The organism is Marinomonas ostreistagni (assembly GCF_016888445.1).
In the GTDB taxonomy this organism is placed as follows: Bacteria; Pseudomonadota; Gammaproteobacteria; order Pseudomonadales; family Marinomonadaceae; genus Marinomonas; species Marinomonas ostreistagni.
In genome coordinates this window covers 51,597-68,530 of sequence record NZ_JAFEKF010000003.1, presented here as the reverse complement: position 1 = coordinate 68,530, position 16,934 = coordinate 51,597, and the positions used below count along the sequence as shown (strand labels likewise).

Below are 16,934 nucleotides of genomic sequence, written 5' to 3'. Positions count from 1 at the left end.
ATTTTTTGACTAAGACCTAAGTCGAATTGTCGACAATCCACCTTGATCTATACTCATTTACACCCTATAACTGGTTTCATTGTAGACAACGAAGTAGGACATGAGCTTGGACAAGGTGACTCAAATAAAATCAGCTACCCTTTCGGACGACCTGACACAGCGTCTCACCAAAGAGATCATCGAAGGCGTGTTGCCGCTAGGTAGTAAAATCTCAGAGCCAGAGCTTGCCAAACGCTATGGGGTTTCTCGTGGACCATTGCGTGAAGCGCTAGTAAAGCTCGAAACGCTTGGCTTGATCACCCGCACAGCCAACGTAGGCGCACGCGTAATCGAGCTCAATATTGAAGACTTGCTCGATACCTTCACTTTACGTGAAGCGATGGAAGGCATGGCAGCTCGCTTGGCTGCTGAACTGATCAGTGAGCAAGAAGTCGCCGAGCTGTATCAACTACTCGACGATCACCAAGCCCACCTAGATGCCAATCAAGATGAACACTACGCCAGCCAATATGGCAATGAAGACTTCCATCTGCGCATCATTCACGCCAGCCAAAACCATAAGCTGATTCGTGTTCTGACTCAGGACTTATACGCCACGATTCGCATGTATCGTCGCTACACCGCAGACTCGCGTAGTGACCCGCGCCAAGCGTTGCGCGAACACAAAGCTATTTTAGATGCTATCGCCAATCATGAAGGCGATCTAGCCGAGCTACTAATGCGTCGCCATATTAGCCGCGCCGCGAACTTATTAAGAAAAGCGATGCTGCAAAACAGCATCGCCCAACACAGCCCATAATAATGAGACCTTTACACGATGTCGCGAGTGACGCCAAGACGAGGCAAAAACAGACGAAAAAGCGGAGTTTATAACTATAAATACTTCGCGCATCCCTGCGCTACGCCCTTCGGGCCAGCAAAAGCTGTTGAAATCTGTTCCAACAGATTTTTGAGCATTTTGAGTCTGTTTTTAACAAAGTATTTGGCAAGCGCAGTAGTCGTGAGAAGGTCTCAAGAATAAGAGTGAGGTTCATATGACATTAGCATCACCCGGCGCTCGTTTTCGCCAAGCGATTAAAGCTCAGTCACCGCTACAAATCGTAGGTACAGTCAATGCTTACTGCGCCATGATGGCCGAACAAACCGGACACCACGCTATTTACCTGTCTGGGGGTGGTGTCGCCAATGCGTCCTACGGCCTGCCGGACTTAGGCATGACTGACCTTAACGATGTGCTAGAAGATGTACGCCGCATCACCAGCGCCAGCCAACTACCACTGCTGGTGGACATTGATACGGGCTTTGGTGGTGCGTTTAATATAACCCGCACCATCCAGCAAATGGAAAAAGCGGGAGCCGCAGCCGTACACATTGAAGACCAAGTACAACAGAAGCGCTGCGGCCATCGCCCAAATAAAGCGATTGTCAGCCAAGCAGAAATGGTCGATCGCATCAAAGCCTGTGTCGATGCTCGTTATGACGATAACTTTGTCATCATGGCACGTACCGACGCGCTTGCAGTAGAAGGTATGGATGCTGCCATCGAGCGCGCAGTTGCCTGTGTCGAGGCGGGCGCCGACATGATCTTCCCAGAAGCCATGCTGACTCTTGAGCAATACCGAGAATTCGTGGATGCCGTAAAAGTCCCTGTGCTGGCCAACATTACTGAGTTTGGCGCCACGCCACTGTTTAGCCGTGAAGAGCTCGCCACTGTTGGCGTCGACATGGTGCTCTACCCATTAAGTGCCTTCCGCGCTATGAACCAAGCCGCACTCAATGTTTATCAGCATCTATTAAACGACGGCCACCAACGCAACGTGGTCGACACCATGCAAACACGCATGGATTTGTACGACTTCTTGAACTATCACGACTACGAGCAAAAGCTCGACGCGCTTTTTTCCAAGGATAAATAACCAATTTAAATTCACCTGAGATCAATAGCAGTAAACAGATATCTCGCTAACAATAATAACGGAGATAAAAATGGCTAAAGAACTATCAGGCGCCGGCCTTCGCGGCCAAAGCGCAGGGGAAACCGCTCTATGTACCGTAGGCAAAACGGGCTCCGGCCTCACCTACCGCGGCTACGATATTGAAGAGCTGGCAGACAAAGCCTGTTTTGAAGAAGTGGCTTACCTGCTTCTTCATGGCAAGCTACCTAATCAGACCGAGCTGGATCATTACAAAACCAAGCTAATGAATCTGCGCGAGCTGCCACAAGCACTTAAGTCAGCACTGGAATTAATTCCAAAAGACGCTCACCCAATGGATGTGATGCGTACCGGCTGTTCCTTCTTAGGCAACCTTGAAACCGAAACCGACTTTAGCCAACAGCAAGATGTCGCTGACCGTCTTTTAGCGACTCTTCCTGCGATTATCCTGTACTGGTATCGCTTTAGCCACGACGGTGTACGAATCGATACGCTCAACCCATCGGTCGACAGCCTAGCGGGCCATTTCTTAGCGATGCTGCACAGTGACACACCTAATCCGCTGCACGAGAAAGTGATGAACGCTTCACTCATTCTCTACGCTGAGCACGAATTTAACGCATCTACTTTCACCGCTCGAGTCTGTGCTTCCACGTTATCTGATATGCACTCGTGTATTACAGGAGGGATTGGCAGCCTTCGTGGACCACTTCATGGTGGCGCCAACGAGGCGGCGATGGACATGATCGAACCATGGCAAACCCCAGAAGAAGCGGAAGACGCCATCTTGAGCATGCTGGCGAACAAAGAAAAGATCATGGGCTTTGGCCATGCGATTTATCAAGAGCGTGACCCACGTAATGACATCATCAAAAAATGGTCAAAGCAGCTATCAGAAGAAGTAGGTGACACCCATCTATATGCAGTCTCCGAACGCTGTGAAGCCGTCATGTGGCGTGAGAAAAAACTGTTTTGTAATGCCGATTTTTTCCATGCCAGCGCGTACCGTTTTATGGGCATCCCAACCAAATTGTTCACACCGATCTTTGTCTGCTCGCGTGTTACTGGTTGGGCGTCTCATGTGATGGAACAACGCGCTAATAACCGCATTATTCGTCCAAGCGCCGACTACATCGGCCCCGAGAAAGCCACTTGGGTGGATATTGCGAATCGAGACTAGTCAGTACAAGAGATTGCATGCTTTTAAAGCAGTTTCAGGATGACGCGGGAGGTCGTTGGGGCAGGACGCCCCACCCGACCGGCGTAAAAGCATCAAGCTTGAGTTCAGCAGATTTATAGGTATTCCAGCACTCTACGCGGGCGCGTAATCATCCCTGATAAAGCGCCCTCTCGCGCCATCCATGGCGCTGGCTTAAGAGTGCTTGGAACACCATCAGAGAAATTGATTGGAACAAGAGATTGCGTGCTTTTAAGCAGCGTTAGGATGACGCGGGAGGTCGTTGGGGCAGCACGCCCCATCCGACCGGCGTAAAAGCATCAAGCTTGAGTTCAGCAGAGTTATAGGTATTCCAGCACTCTACGCGGGCGCGTAATCATCCCTGATAAAGCGCCCTCTCGCGCCATCCATGGCGCTGGCTTAAGAGTGCTTGGAACACCATCAGAGACATTGATTGGAACAAGAGATTGCATGCTTTTAAGCAGCGTCAGGATGACGCGGTAGGTCGTTGGGGCAGGACGCCCCATCCGACCGGCGTAAAAGCATCAAGTTCGAGTTCAGCATAGTTATAGGTATTCCAGCACTCTACGCGAGCGCGTAATCGTCCCTGATAAAGCGCCCCCTCACGCCATCCATGGCGCTGGCTTAAGAGTGTTTGGAACACCATCAGAGAAATTGATTGGAACAAGAGATTGTATGCTTTTAAAGCAGCGTCAGGATGACGCGGTAGGTCGTTGGGGCAGGACGCCCCATCCGACCGGCGTAAAAGCATCAAGCTCGAGTTCAACTGAGTAACAGAATTAAAAAGCAAGGTAGATAAGAATCAGAGGAACCAACATGAGTGCAAATGTCGATTTAAATAACCGCCCTGAATACGATCAAGTTATCCAAGATATCGCGGATTATGTTTTAAATTTCAAGATTGAAAGCCAAGAAGCTCTCGATACTGCCCGTAACTGTTTGATGGATACATTAGGTTGTGGCCTGTTAGCGTTACGCTTCCCAGAATGCACCAAGCACCTTGGCCCTATGGTGCAAGGCACAACAGTACCTAACGGTGCGCGTGTACCAGGCACGTCGTTTGCGCTTGATCCAGTAAAAGCCGCGTGGGACATTGGTTGTATTATTCGCTGGTTGGACTACAACGATACTTGGCTCGCGGCAGAATGGGGCCACCCGTCGGATAACCTAGGCGGCATTTTGGCGGTTGCCGATCACTTATCTCAGGTTCGAGTGTCTCGTGGCGAAGCACCACTGACCATGCGTGATGTGCTCGAAGGCATGGTGATGGCACACGAAATCCAAGGTGTCATTGCACTAGAGAACTCTTTTAACCGTGTCGGTCTATGTCACGTGTTATTAGTGCGTGTCGCGTCTTCGGCTGTGGTGGCCAAAATGATGGGCGGTAATCGTGAGCAAATCATGGCGGCGATTTCACAAGCATGGGTCGATGGCTCAGCGCTGCGTACTTACCGTCATGCGCCCAACGCAGGCTCACGTAAGTCTTGGGCGGCAGGCGATGCAACCTCCCGTGCAGTACGTTTGGCGGACATGTCGCTGCGCGGTGAAATGGGGATTCCAGGTGTATTAACCGCACCGCAGTGGGGCTTCTATGATGTGTCGTTCTCCAAAACCAACAAAGATCAGCAGCTGAAATCGCCAGAGGATCGGGAGTTTAAATTCACCCAAGACTACGGCACTTACGTGATGGAAAACGTGCTGTTTAAGATTTCCTTCCCAGCGGAGTTCCACGCACAAACCGCGGCAGAAGCCGCCGTAACGCTGCACCCACAAGTGAAAGACCGTTTGGATCAAATCGAGAAAATTGTGATTCGAACCCATGAATCAGCGATTCGTATTATCTCGAAAGTCGGTCCACTAGCGAACGCGGCTGACCGCGACCACTGTCTACAGTACATGGCCGCTGTACCATTAGCATTTGGTAACTTGGTGGCGGAGCATTACGAAGATGATTTCCATGCCGATCATCCGATCATTGATGAGCTGCGTGAGAAGATGGAAATCGTGGAAGACGAGCGCTTTACTAATGAGTATTTAGAAGCGGATAAACGCTCGATTGCCAATGCGATCCAAGTATTTTTTAAAGACGGTTCATCAACAGAAGAAGTATCCGTCGAGTACCCGATCGGGCATCGCCGTCGTCGTGAGGAAGGCATCCCACTGCTTGAGAAGAAGTTTAAAGCCAATTTGGCCACACGCTTCCCATCTGGCCGTAGTCAACAAATCTTCAGCCTTTGTAAAGATCAATCAGCACTAGAACAAACGGCCGTGCATACCTTTATGGATTTGTTTGTTATTTAATTAAAGAACCATCATCACAAGCAAAAAAAATGTCACTGCTTACAAACAGTGACATTTTTAAAATAACAAAACATCATTCCCTCTCTAAAAACCTCACTCAAATACGATTAAAATAACCACGCTCATGCATATTAAATACTTCTTTTATTTTAAAAAGGAGGAATGTATAGATTTTTAAATCTTTCTTATTGTTGTCATAGCTTTCTGTTTCGACCTTCTATATAAAGCTTGCTTCTCGTAGTCTCCCAATAAGGAAGTTGCTTTATATGTCATCCTTTGTTCGTAAGATGCGCTTACCCAACCAAATCAGCTTAAGTGCGTTGGTGCTCATCATTATCACTTTTGTCATCTTAGTTTCTATTATCGCCAAGTTGGTCGAAGACAGTATTAATAGTATTGTTACTGACCACCAAAAAGCCGAAGCCGAGCTGATCGCCAAACAGCTAGAAGCTGAACATGAATTAATTAGTCGCTCTGTAACACGCACGCTCAACAGCTTAACTACCGCTCTAACCCTGGCAGGCAATACTGACGCAGCAACGCTCAATGCACTGGCTAGTGCCAATGAGGCCACGATTGCTATCCTTGAGCCTTCTGCACAGGGCTATTTAATTGCAGCTTCTACCAGTCAGCAGATGCGTGTGGATACTCGCTTTACGCCAGAGCAAAACCTAACGGGACAAGCCGCTGAAGTCACCATTAATAATATTGCCTACTTCGCTCAGTTAAAGCCTTTGCCTAATAGCCAAGAATATATTGGCGTATTTGTTCCGTTAGCAAATATTAAATCGCTTATTAGACAGCGCCTGAAGCAACTTTCGTTTGGCAAAGAAGGCTATGTATACGTCACCGATACCGGCGCCAATGAAAACGATATTTTGATCCACCCAACTCTGGAGGGTAAAAACTTTTATCAACTATATCCAGACCTAAGAGCGGCCTTTAAAAAGCTCTACAGTGCTGAGTCCGGCGTCACTTATTACACCGCTTTAATCGCCGGTAAAGACAGCAAAGCCCAAGAAACTAAAGCGATATTCCATCGTGTGAATGGTTGGGATTGGGTCGTGACCATTAAAACCTACACCAATGAATACCGTGATGAAGTCATGGCGATTGTTTGGTTATTGGCCTCTGTGGCAGCCATTGCGGCGATTATTTTAAGCCTTATTCTTTGGCAAGTAGTGAATCGTTTACTAAAACGCCTCGGCGTTATTGCTGAAGGCGTGAAGCAAATTGGCTCGGGTAATTTAGCCTACCGCTTCCCAGAATCCGCTAGTTCAACCAGTCAAAACGAAACCCATGTTGTGCAAGTGGCGATTCAAAACATGCGCGACGATCTCAAGAGCTTAGTCGCCTCTATCAACGACACATCCGGTGCATTGGTCAACTCTGCTGCCAGCATTTCAGATGCCAACAACAACTTGATTGCCTGTGCTCAACAGAGCACTCAGACCAGCATGGAGGTGGCCTCAGCGATCCAGCAAGTATCGGCCTCGACCGAAGAAGTCGCCTCAAGCTCGACTGAAGTGTCTGAGCAAAGCGTATCGGTCAACACCATTACCGACCAAGGTCACCAAGCGGTTAAAGAAGTCGAACGCACCGTCGCCAGTCTATCAACTTCGTTTGAGCGTGCAGCACAGACTATCGAGGAAGTGCGTAACTCCACCACCAACATTGGTGACGTCGTGAATGTCATCAATGAGATCGCAGAGCAAACTAACCTACTGGCCTTGAACGCTGCGATCGAAGCGGCTCGTGCGGGTGAACAAGGGCGCGGCTTTGCGGTAGTGGCGGATGAAGTTCGCGTGCTGGCACAGCGTACGCAACAATCAACCGAAGAGATTCAAGGGGTTGTCAGCCGCCTTCAAGAAGGCAGCCGTTCGGCGGTTACAACCATGGAAGACGGTCGCAACCAAGTTGAGCTGAGCGTCAAACAAACCACTGACGCTGGCGAGCTGTTAGCGCAAATCAACAGCGCCATGGCACAAATGGCCGAAGGCATTAGCAATGTCGCCGCCGCGACCGAAGAGCAAAGCGTGGCCGCCACTCAGATCCGTGGCAACACCGAAGAACTAAGTTCTGCGGCGCAAAGCACTTACGATGAAGCACAACATTCACAACAGCAAAGCCAACAAATCAGTCAGCTGGCGCAAGAGCTGAAGCAAAATCTAACCCGCTTTAAGCTGTAACGCTCACCTTGGATGGGCCCTCTACTTAGAAGGCCCATCACATTTCACTACTCATAAGCCTAAATAGTAATAATTACTATTTATATCAAAAGTATTTTCTGCTAAATTACAAACAATAATGATTATCGTTTAAAATTTACGGATGTTTTACTATGATTTCTTCGCTACGCTTTATGCGCCTACCCAATCAAATCAGTCTGGGAGCACTGATTGCGATTGCCTCTCTCTTCATCTTACTTACCTATATCATCAGCGAAGTGCTAAAAGACAAGTTTGATGAAGTTGCCACCGAACACCAACACACGGAAGCGACACTGGTCGCCAATCAGCTTGAGTCAGAGTACTTGCTAACCTCAAAAGCGTTGAAACGTATGACGGATTTGATGGCGCTGGAGCTAAGCGACGAGATCAGCCGCACAGGCGAAAACATCTTAATTAACGGCGAACCACTGACGCAAAGCGATGTGTTGGCCAACATGCGCAATGTTACCAATACAGAAGTGGCCATCGTCACTCGCCAAAACAATCGTTTTACGATTGTCGATGCGACTTCTAATGCGCTAAAAAGCGCTGCTCACTTTAACCACCCCAACGGTGACAACAGTGCTTTTGCAACCACCATTGCCGGCGAACAATATTTTATTAAAACTGCGCCGCTGGGGACGGATACCTTACATGTGGCAGCATTGATTCCGCTCAAAGCCATTTACCTCAATATGGCTGAGCGCTTTAAAAACATCACCTTCGGTAAAAAGGGGTATGTCTACGTCACTGACACTGGCGAACATGAGAACGACGTTTTGATCCACCCTTCACTGATTGGCGAAAACTTCTACGACCTTTACCCAGCACTGCAAAGTGAGTTCAAAAAGCTTTATCAGCAAGATTCTGGCATCATTTACTACACCGCTAAAATTGCCGGTATGGACAGCCAAGCCCAAGAAACCAAAGCGATCTTTCAGCATGTCAAAGGTTGGGATTGGGTCGTCATCATTAAAACCTACAGCAATGAATACTTCGGTGTGGTCAGCAATATCATTTGGCTGGTTGCTGGCATTTGCGCCCTAGTTGCACTATTGCTAACGGTGACCTTATGGCAGCTGATTAAACGCTCGTTGAAACCTCTTAGCAGCATCATCACTTGCGTACAGCAGATCGGTAATGGCAACCTAGCTTACCGCTTCCCAGACAAAGTCAGTAAACACAGCAATAACGAAACTCATATTCTGCAAGTTGCTGTGCAAACCATGCGTGATGACCTACTGAACTTGATTCATGCTATTGAGCAAACCGGCCAAGAGTTGGTGCAATCGTCTAATAAGATCTCAGAGGTTAATAGCCATTTAACCCATAGCGCTAAGCAGAGCACTGGCAGCAGCATGGAAGTCGCTTCCGCCATCGAACAGGTTTCAGCATCGACTGAAGAAGTGGCCAACAGCGCTATAGCCGTATCCGAACAAAGTACTACTGTGAACGATATTACCGCTCAGGGCTACCAATCTGTACAGCAGGTGGAAACCACTATCAGCAATTTATCGTCCTCATTTGAACGCGCTGCGCAGACCATTAAAGAGGTCGAAAGTAGCACCAGCAATATCGGTCAGGTGGTAGAGGTGATCAATGGCATTGCGGAGCAAACCAACTTATTGGCTCTTAATGCTGCCATTGAAGCGGCGCGCGCAGGCGAACAAGGGCGCGGCTTTGCTGTGGTCGCCGACGAAGTACGCGTACTGGCACAGCGCACCCAACAATCCACTGAAGAAATTCAAAACGTCGTCAGTAACTTGCAGCAAAGCAGCCGCTCAGCGGTCGTGACTATGCAAGACGGTCGTGATCAAGTGACATTAAGCGTCGAACAAGCATCGCAAGCAGGCAACTTACTCAATCAGATTAGCGTGTCCATGAACCATGTGGCCGAAGGCATCGCCAACGTCGCCGCCTCGACCGAAGAACAAAGTGTTGCCGCGACGCAAATTCAAGGTAACGCTGAGCAGTTATTCCAAGCGGCCGAACAAACCCTTGGCGAAGTACAAGACTCACAGACCGAAAGCCAACGCATTCATGAGCTGACCAATAGCCTTAAGCAGCAGCTTGCGCGCTTTAAGACCCAATAATTCGGCTTGCTCTAACACAGGGCTCCAGTATGATAAACCAAGGTACGCCATGCTTGCGTACCTTGGTTTTGAATAAGGGCCTTTCTTACATGCTACACCCCGCACATCGTCATGGCGTTTTGGCTCAGAGTTCTTGGTCCGAAACATTACAACGCTTCCAACTTGTGGCCGAGCAAGTCGAACAACATCTTGTGGTGACGGCGCAAGATCTCTCTGCTTACGATGTAAACTGCTGTGATTTCAAAGCCTTAAAAAATAAGCTTGGGCAAAGTTTTGATGCCGTTTTACTCGACTTAAGTCATGGCCTGCACCTCAATGCCTTAGCCATCTTACTAGGCACCGTCAAAGGTGGCGGTATATTTGTACTGCATCTAGGACCAAACTGGCTCGAACAACCAGACCAAGAACTGGCGCGTTTTTTACCTTGGCCACTGATTAGTGACAACCAACCTAGCCACTACAAGTCGCTGTTTTACCAGACATTAAAAGACGAAAGCGCCTTCACCGCCAGCTGGCCAACCACGCTTGCACCGGTGACACTTCCTAGTACTGAATTAAACAGCGATCAGCAGCAATGTATGGCGGATATTTTGGCCCAGCCAAACGCTATCCATATGCTGCTTGCCGCACGCGGTCGCGGCAAATCTTATGCCTTGGCTGCACTCTTAGCACAAGCACAACAACAAGACCTCAACGTCGCCTGTAGCGCCTCAAGCCCCGTTCACTTAGAAACCTTGAAGCAACACTACGAGCAACTGACCGGACAAGCTACGCCATTCTATGCGCCAGATGCCCTGTTACAGCAAGCAGAATACTTCGACCTAATCGTTGTTGACGAAGCGGCTAGTGTGCCACTGCCATTATTAGAGCAATTAGCGCAACAGGCTAAATGTGTAGTGTTTAGCAGCACGGACTATGGCTACGAAGGCTCAGGAAGAGGCTTTGGTCTAAGCTTCGCCAAGCAGTTAACCGATAATGGACAGCGTGTATATAAGCACTCACTCACCAAGCCATTACGCTGGGCGGAAAATGACCCATTAGAACAATGGCTCGACCGTTTACTGTTTACCCCTTATGGCTTAGATACGCCTTTGCACCATTGCCCTGAGCGTATCAGCGGCCAACAATGGCTAGACTACCCTGAGCTTTTGGATCAGGCTTTTGCCTTATTAGTAAGTGCACACTACCAAACCAGCCCAGAAAATAAGAGATGGCTGGTAGACGACCCTAGCGTGACGTGCTTCTGTATTTATGACAACAAACAACTTATCGGCGTTGCGCTCGTTACCGAAGAAGGACCGCTGCCAGCAGAGTTGGCCCAACAAGTAATGCGTGGCGAACGCCGCCCTAGAGGCCATCTGCTCCCGCAGTCATTACTCGCTCACGCAGGTATTGCTGATGCTGCCGAGTATCGTTACTGGCGTATTAGCCGTATTGCTGTCGCGCCGCCTTACCAACAACAAGGGTTTGGCTCAGTACTACTTGATAAGATTATGCACAGCGCACAACAGCAGCAGATTGATGGCTTAGCCACTAGCTTTGCAGCTACCCCAGCAGTAATACAATTTTGGCGCAAAAATGCCTTTCAAGCAGTGCGCTTAGGCAGCGCTAAAGATCAAGCTAGTGGTGCCTACTCACTGATGATGCTAAAGCCTTTGAGCAACGCCCTAGTGAGCCATGCGCCACAATGGTGTCAGCGTTTTGCGAGCCAGTGGCTGCAAAGCCTAGCGCTTCATTTACAAGCACTTAATTTGCCACTTATTCTAGCGATCAACCAAGCCTGCGCCATGGGCGAAAATCCACACATCGCTAAACTCACTCCATGTGATGTGTCAGATTTGACCTATTTTAGCCAGCACCACCGTCCCTATTCTTCTATTCGCCCAGCTCTACTGAACTTGGTATTACACCTATTACAGCAGCAAAGACTACATGCTGATTACCCAGAAGACCTGCTATTACTGGGCTGCGGCCTTAACCTTATCACCGAAAAGCAGGCTCATGAGCTTGGCTACCCAGGCAAAAAAGCGTTTTATCAAGCGCTTAAAGCCAGTGTTAAGAAGCATTTACTCGCCCCTGCATAATGGGTGGTTTTCCACCCATATAAATAACCTAGTGTGTGTATTCTGACTCATTAATTTCAAATCTAATATTAGTTACAAAACCTTCTAAATAAATTTTATCTTTATATTTCAGTAAGTTAACAAAAACTTAAATAATTGGCACAGATTGTGTAATAAGTACGACTAGCAACAACCAAATTGCGTTGCTTGTTTGGCTACGCCCAAGCTAACAATAATAAATACTCAAATTTGGAGTCATACAAATGAAAAAACTTAGCCTTGCATTAACCACAGCGGCCCTTGCATTCACTGCGACCACTGCGTCAGCAAACTGTGATTCAGGTGAGCGTGTTGTTAAGTTCAGTCACGTAACTGGTGGTACTACTCACCCTAAAGTTGTCGCAGCTAACAACTTCGCTGAGCGAGTTAACGAGGAAATGAACGGCAAACTATGTGTCGAGGTCTTCCCGAACTCAACATTGTTTGGTGATTCCAAGGAGCTTGAAGCGCTTCTTCTAGGTGATGTGCAACTACTCGCACCATCACTGTCTAAATTCGGTTCTTACACTGCCAAATACGGTGTCTTTGACCTTCCTTTCATCTTCAAAGACATGGATCACGCGATCCGCTTTACCAACACTGAAGAAGGTAAAGAACTACTAACAGAGATGGACGACTACGCTGGTTTCGTCGGTCTAGGTTACTGGATGTCAGGCATGAAATACTTCTCAGCGAACAAACCACTTATGGTGCCTAGCGATGCTGAAGGTCTAAAATTCCGCGTACAAACGTCTGACGTAGCGAAACAAATGATCGCAGCGATGGATGCTTCTCCACAAGCGATGGCGTTTTCTGAAGTATACGGCGCACTGCAAACAGGCGTAGTTGACGGTCAGGAAAACACTTGGTCAAACATCTACACTAAGAAATTCTACGAAGTACAAGACAGCATCACCGAAACCAACCACCAGTTGTTGGCTTACTTGTTCATGACGTCTTCTGAATTCCTAGCAAGCCTAAGCGACGAAGATCGTGAGCAGTTCATGCGTATTGCTGATGAAGTAACGCAAGAAGCTAACCAATCTGTTAAAGCCAAAGAAGCAGACAACCGTCAAAACATTCTAGATGCTGGCGGCACTATCAACACTCTATCACCTGAACAGCGTGCGGAGTGGGTAGAGACAATGAAGCCTGTTTGGAAACAGTTTGAAAGCGACATCGGCAAAGATCTAATCGACGCCGCAGCTGGCGCATAAGCAACGCTTTATCGAGCAGCAATGCTGGCTTCCGACCGGAAGCCAGCCTTTTCAGCCTTTCACATATTTGAACGCCACACCTTGGCTCTCTAGGGTGTGAAAGGCTCTTTTACGCTGCCTTCCGACGTTCAGGAGTAACCCCATGGCATACTGGCCTCATTTATACTTACTTATTTTTATTCTAGCCCTTTGGGTGCTGGAAAAACGTTTTCCTACCTTCATGGAACGACTAGAAGAGAACCTGCTGGTTCTGGTTATTACTTCGATCATGGTGGTGTCATTTGGCCAAGTTATTGCCCGTTACGCCTTCAACACGGGTTGGGTCGCGGCACTTGAGTTCAACACCGTAATGTTCTCATGGTTAATTTTGCTGGGCATGAGTTACGGCATCAAAACCGGTATTCATTTGGGCGTGGATATTCTGCTCAACGCTGTGCCGAAGCGTGTCACCAAAGCCTTGTCATTGTTTGGTGCTGCGGCAGCCATGCTCTACGGCTTGATCCTACTCGACTCGACATGGCTTGCTATGCTGGGTGTCGATGTACGCGGTGGTGCCATGGAGTACTGGTACAAAATGTGGCGCATTGGCCTTGGCCAAGAAGAGCTACGTTACCCTGCGTTTATGGTTGAAATGTTCGACCTGCAACCACGTGTTCACCGTTGGTTAGTCCTGGTGATTCTGCCAATCAGTTTGGCGTTATTAGCGTTCCGTTCTATTCAAGCCTTTTGGGCGATCGCGACTGATAAGCGCGAAATGCTCATCAGTGGCCATGAGGCTCAAGACCTCGTTGAAGAGAACAAAGGCGCACTGAAAGACTAATTGGTTAGGAGAGTATCGTGGAAGCTTTAATCTTATTTGGTATGGTACTGACTCTGCTCTTTATCGGGCTACCAGTTGGTATTTCATTGGGCTTATCGTCCATCTTATTTATTACGTTCTTTTCGCATGACTCCTTGTCATCGGTAGCGATTTCACTGTTTGGCGCAGGTCAACATTACACGCTACTGGCGATCCCATTCTTCATCTTGGCGTCGTCATTTATGTCGACCGGTGGTGTGGCGAAGCGCTTGATTAACTTTGCTATCGCCTCTGTTGGTCACTTCCGTGGTGGTCTAGCGATGGCATCGGTATTGGCCTGTATGATGTTCGCGGCTTTATCTGGTTCATCACCAGCAACAGTGGTTGCGATCGGTACGATTGCCATCGCTGGTATGCGCCAAGTGGGTTACTCAAAAGAGTTCGCCTCAGGCATCATCGCCAACGCGGGTACATTGGGTATCTTGATTCCACCATCGATCGTAATGGTCGTGTACGCCGCAGCCACTGACGTGTCTGTTGGTCGTATGTTCCTTGCCGGTGTGATCCCAGGTTTGATGGCCGGTGGTATGTTGATGTTGGCGATCTATGTGGTTGCGCGCATCAAGAATCTACCAGCAGAAGAGTGGAAAGGTTTTGGCAATCTAGTACGTGGTGGTAAAGACGCAGGTTGGGGCTTGTTCCTAATCGTCATCATCATGGGCGGTATCTACGGTGGTGTGTTTACACCAACAGAAGCTGCCGTCGTGGCAGCGGTCTACTCGATCTTCATTGCGCTGTTTGTCTACCGTGATATGGGCCCACTAAAAGGCCAAACTTGGACCAACGACAGTGATGCGCCAGCAGCACGTGTTGGTTTTAATGGTACGGTTTACGGTGTGTCATTCTTCCTTGTATGGGAAATCATGTCGTTCTTCGCGCTTTCAGGCAGCGAAACTATGACCGCTGGCACACGTGCCCTAATCGGCTTGGTATTGGCTGTGGTGATTGCGCTGTTCTACGTATCTAAACGCGGTGCGCACTTAGAAACCGGCCTAATGGGTTGTATCGCACAAGGTATGCCGATTTGGGGTCGTAACCTATCTTTGATGGCGCGTGGTTTCTTCCCTGCATTGTTTGGCGATGAAACGCGTAAAACCATGCTGGAAGGTACTAAGACGACCATCATGCTGATGTTCATCATCGCTAACGCCTTGCTGTTTGCACACACCTTATCAGCAGAGCGTATCCCTCAAGCGATCACTGAATGGATGCTGGGTGTTGGTTTCAACTGGTTCACCTTCTTGATCGCGGTAAACATCCTACTGTTGATCGGTGGTCAGTTTATGGAGCCATCTGGTTTGCTAGTCATCGTTGCACCAGTGGTCTTCCCAATCGCAATGGAACTAGGCGTAGATCCAATTCACCTAGGTATCATCATGGTGGTGAACATGGAAATCGGCATGATTACTCCGCCGATCGGTCTAAACCTCTTTGTGACCTCGGGAATCACCGGTATGAGCTTGGCACGTGTGGTGAAAGCAGCGATGCCATTCGTAGCGGTACTGTTCGTGTTCTTGATCCTAGTGACTTACATCCCTGCTCTATCGACTGCGCTACCATACGCAATCATGGGACCAGAGATCGTGCAATAACGAGTTTTATGACACTAGCTGTTGTCATGTTAGGCGCTCTTCGAAGCGCCTTTTTTATGCCTAGAATTAGCTTTTGTAGAGGTCTTTATCGAGACCGTATTTACGCATCTTGTCGTACAAGGTTTTGCGCGGCAAACCTAACGCGTCCATGGTGTCTTTAATAGAACCTTTTTGGCGCATCAGCTCTTGCTCTAGGAGTGTTTTTTCAAAGCGCTCAAGCTGCTCGGGCAAAGTCATAAAACCTGGATTGGTTTCATTGGTAATGATTTGGTCGAACTCAAATGAGCCCGCTTCGCCCATCAGCACATAGCGCTCGGCAAGATTTCGCAGCTCGCGTACATTACCCGGCCAATCATAGCTCAATAGGCTGTGCATACGCTCTGCTGACAGAGGCTCTGACTCGCGCTTGTATTGCGCCGTGGCAACGAGGCAAAAGTGCTGCCATAACAAAGGGATGTCGTCTTTACGCTCTCGCAGTGGCGGGATATCAACGCGCACCACATTAAGTCGATAGTACAAGTCTTCGCGGAAGGTGCCGGTTTCGCTCAATGTTTTTAGATCGACTTTGGTCGCCGCTAAAATACGTAAATCCAGATCCACGCCTTTATTAGAACCTAAGCGCTCCACGCGGCGTTCTTCTAACACCCGCAGTAGTCGAATCTGCATCGACATGGGCATGCTTTCGATTTCATCAAGAAATAAGGTGCCGCCATTAGCGTGTTCGATTTTACCAATACGCTGGGTTTTCGCATCGGTAAACGCGCCTTTCTCATGGCCAAACAACTCTGATTCCATAATCGAATCTGGCACCGCACCACAGTTGATTGCCACAAATGGCTTACCGCGGCGCGAACCATGCTCGTGAATGAAGCGCGCCACCATTTCTTTACCCGTGCCAGTTTCTCCTTGGATCAAGATATCGGCTGCGGTATCTGCCACATGCAGCAGTGCTTGGCGTAGGCGATGAATACCTGGAGTATTGCCAATGATACGAGGCCCTGGGGCATTGTGGGCGGCAAGCTCGAGGCGTAAGTTGCGGTTTTCCAGCGTCAAACGACGCTTTTCACAAGCACGGCGCACCACTTCGATAAAGTCATCGTTAGAAAAGGGTTTCTCGATGAAATCATAGGCCCCTTCACGGATGGCATTGACCGCCATGCTGATGTCACCATGGCCCGTGATCAAAATGACCGGAATTTCGATATCGATCTTTTTAATTTGCTCAAACAGAGCCAATCCGCTCATGCCTGGTAGATTGATATCGCTCACGATCACTCCAGGCCAATCAATCCCGACTTGCTCGGCGACCCCTTGGGCGCTCGAGAATTCGGTGACATCAAAGTCTTCTAGTTGCAACGTTTGCGAGATCGCCATACGCACCGATTGTTCATCATCGACGACTATGACGCGATCCAATTCAGACATGGG

11 protein-coding genes are annotated in these 16,934 nt (G+C 48.6%); 10 read left to right on the top strand and 1 reads right to left on the bottom strand.

The window, feature by feature from the left end:
• The first annotated feature begins 100 nt into the window (after window positions 1-100).
• From JQX58_RS10085 to JQX58_RS10040, 10 genes are all read left to right on the top strand, one after another.
• A complete protein-coding gene (locus JQX58_RS10085) occupies window positions 101-799 on the top strand; it encodes a GntR family transcriptional regulator (RefSeq protein WP_204146739.1) in 699 nt (232 codons plus the stop codon).
• A 235-nt stretch (window positions 800-1,034) separates the two neighbouring features.
• Window positions 1,035-1,916: a methylisocitrate lyase gene (gene prpB / locus JQX58_RS10080; RefSeq protein ID WP_204146738.1), complete on the top strand. Its 882-nt coding sequence runs from the start codon at window positions 1,035-1,037 to the stop codon at window positions 1,914-1,916.
• A 70-nt stretch (window positions 1,917-1,986) separates the two neighbouring features.
• Window positions 1,987-3,114, top strand: coding sequence for a bifunctional 2-methylcitrate synthase/citrate synthase (gene prpC, locus JQX58_RS10075; RefSeq protein ID WP_204146737.1), 1,128 nt, complete (start codon window positions 1,987-1,989; stop codon window positions 3,112-3,114).
• 834 nt (window positions 3,115-3,948) lie between these two features.
• On the top strand, window positions 3,949-5,433 hold the full coding sequence (gene prpD, locus JQX58_RS10070; RefSeq protein ID WP_204146736.1) for a 2-methylcitrate dehydratase: 1,485 nt from the start codon (window positions 3,949-3,951) through the stop codon (window positions 5,431-5,433).
• Window positions 5,434-5,699: 266 nt separating this feature from the next.
• The gene (locus JQX58_RS10065) at window positions 5,700-7,622 is read left to right on the top strand and encodes a methyl-accepting chemotaxis protein (protein ID WP_204146735.1); all 1,923 of its coding nucleotides are present in this window, start codon (window positions 5,700-5,702) and stop codon (window positions 7,620-7,622) included.
• Between the two features lie 152 nt (window positions 7,623-7,774).
• Window positions 7,775-9,736 carry a methyl-accepting chemotaxis protein gene (locus tag JQX58_RS10060; RefSeq protein ID WP_204146734.1) on the top strand — a complete coding sequence of 654 codons (1,962 nt, stop codon included), beginning with the start codon at window positions 7,775-7,777 and terminating at the stop codon, window positions 9,734-9,736.
• Window positions 9,737-9,825: 89 nt separating this feature from the next.
• Complete coding sequence (locus tag JQX58_RS10055; RefSeq protein ID WP_204146733.1) at window positions 9,826-11,820, top strand: GNAT family N-acetyltransferase; 1,995 nt, start codon at window positions 9,826-9,828, stop codon at window positions 11,818-11,820.
• Window positions 11,821-12,062: 242 nt separating this feature from the next.
• Entirely contained in the window at window positions 12,063-13,055 is a 993-nt protein-coding gene (locus JQX58_RS10050) for a TRAP transporter substrate-binding protein (RefSeq protein WP_204146732.1), read from the top strand.
• A 142-nt stretch (window positions 13,056-13,197) separates the two neighbouring features.
• Window positions 13,198-13,875 (top strand): TRAP transporter small permease, encoded by a 678-nt coding sequence (locus JQX58_RS10045; RefSeq protein ID WP_204146731.1) that lies wholly within the window; start codon window positions 13,198-13,200, stop codon window positions 13,873-13,875.
• A 17-nt stretch (window positions 13,876-13,892) separates the two neighbouring features.
• Window positions 13,893-15,506 carry a TRAP transporter large permease subunit gene (locus tag JQX58_RS10040; protein WP_204146730.1) on the top strand — a complete coding sequence of 538 codons (1,614 nt, stop codon included), beginning with the start codon at window positions 13,893-13,895 and terminating at the stop codon, window positions 15,504-15,506.
• Between the two features lie 66 nt (window positions 15,507-15,572).
• On the opposite strand, the gene JQX58_RS10035 is transcribed toward JQX58_RS10040, so the two are convergent.
• Complete coding sequence (locus JQX58_RS10035; RefSeq protein ID WP_204146729.1) at window positions 15,573-16,931, bottom strand: sigma-54-dependent transcriptional regulator; 1,359 nt, start codon at window positions 16,929-16,931, stop codon at window positions 15,573-15,575.
• Window positions 16,932-16,934 lie beyond the last annotated feature (3 nt).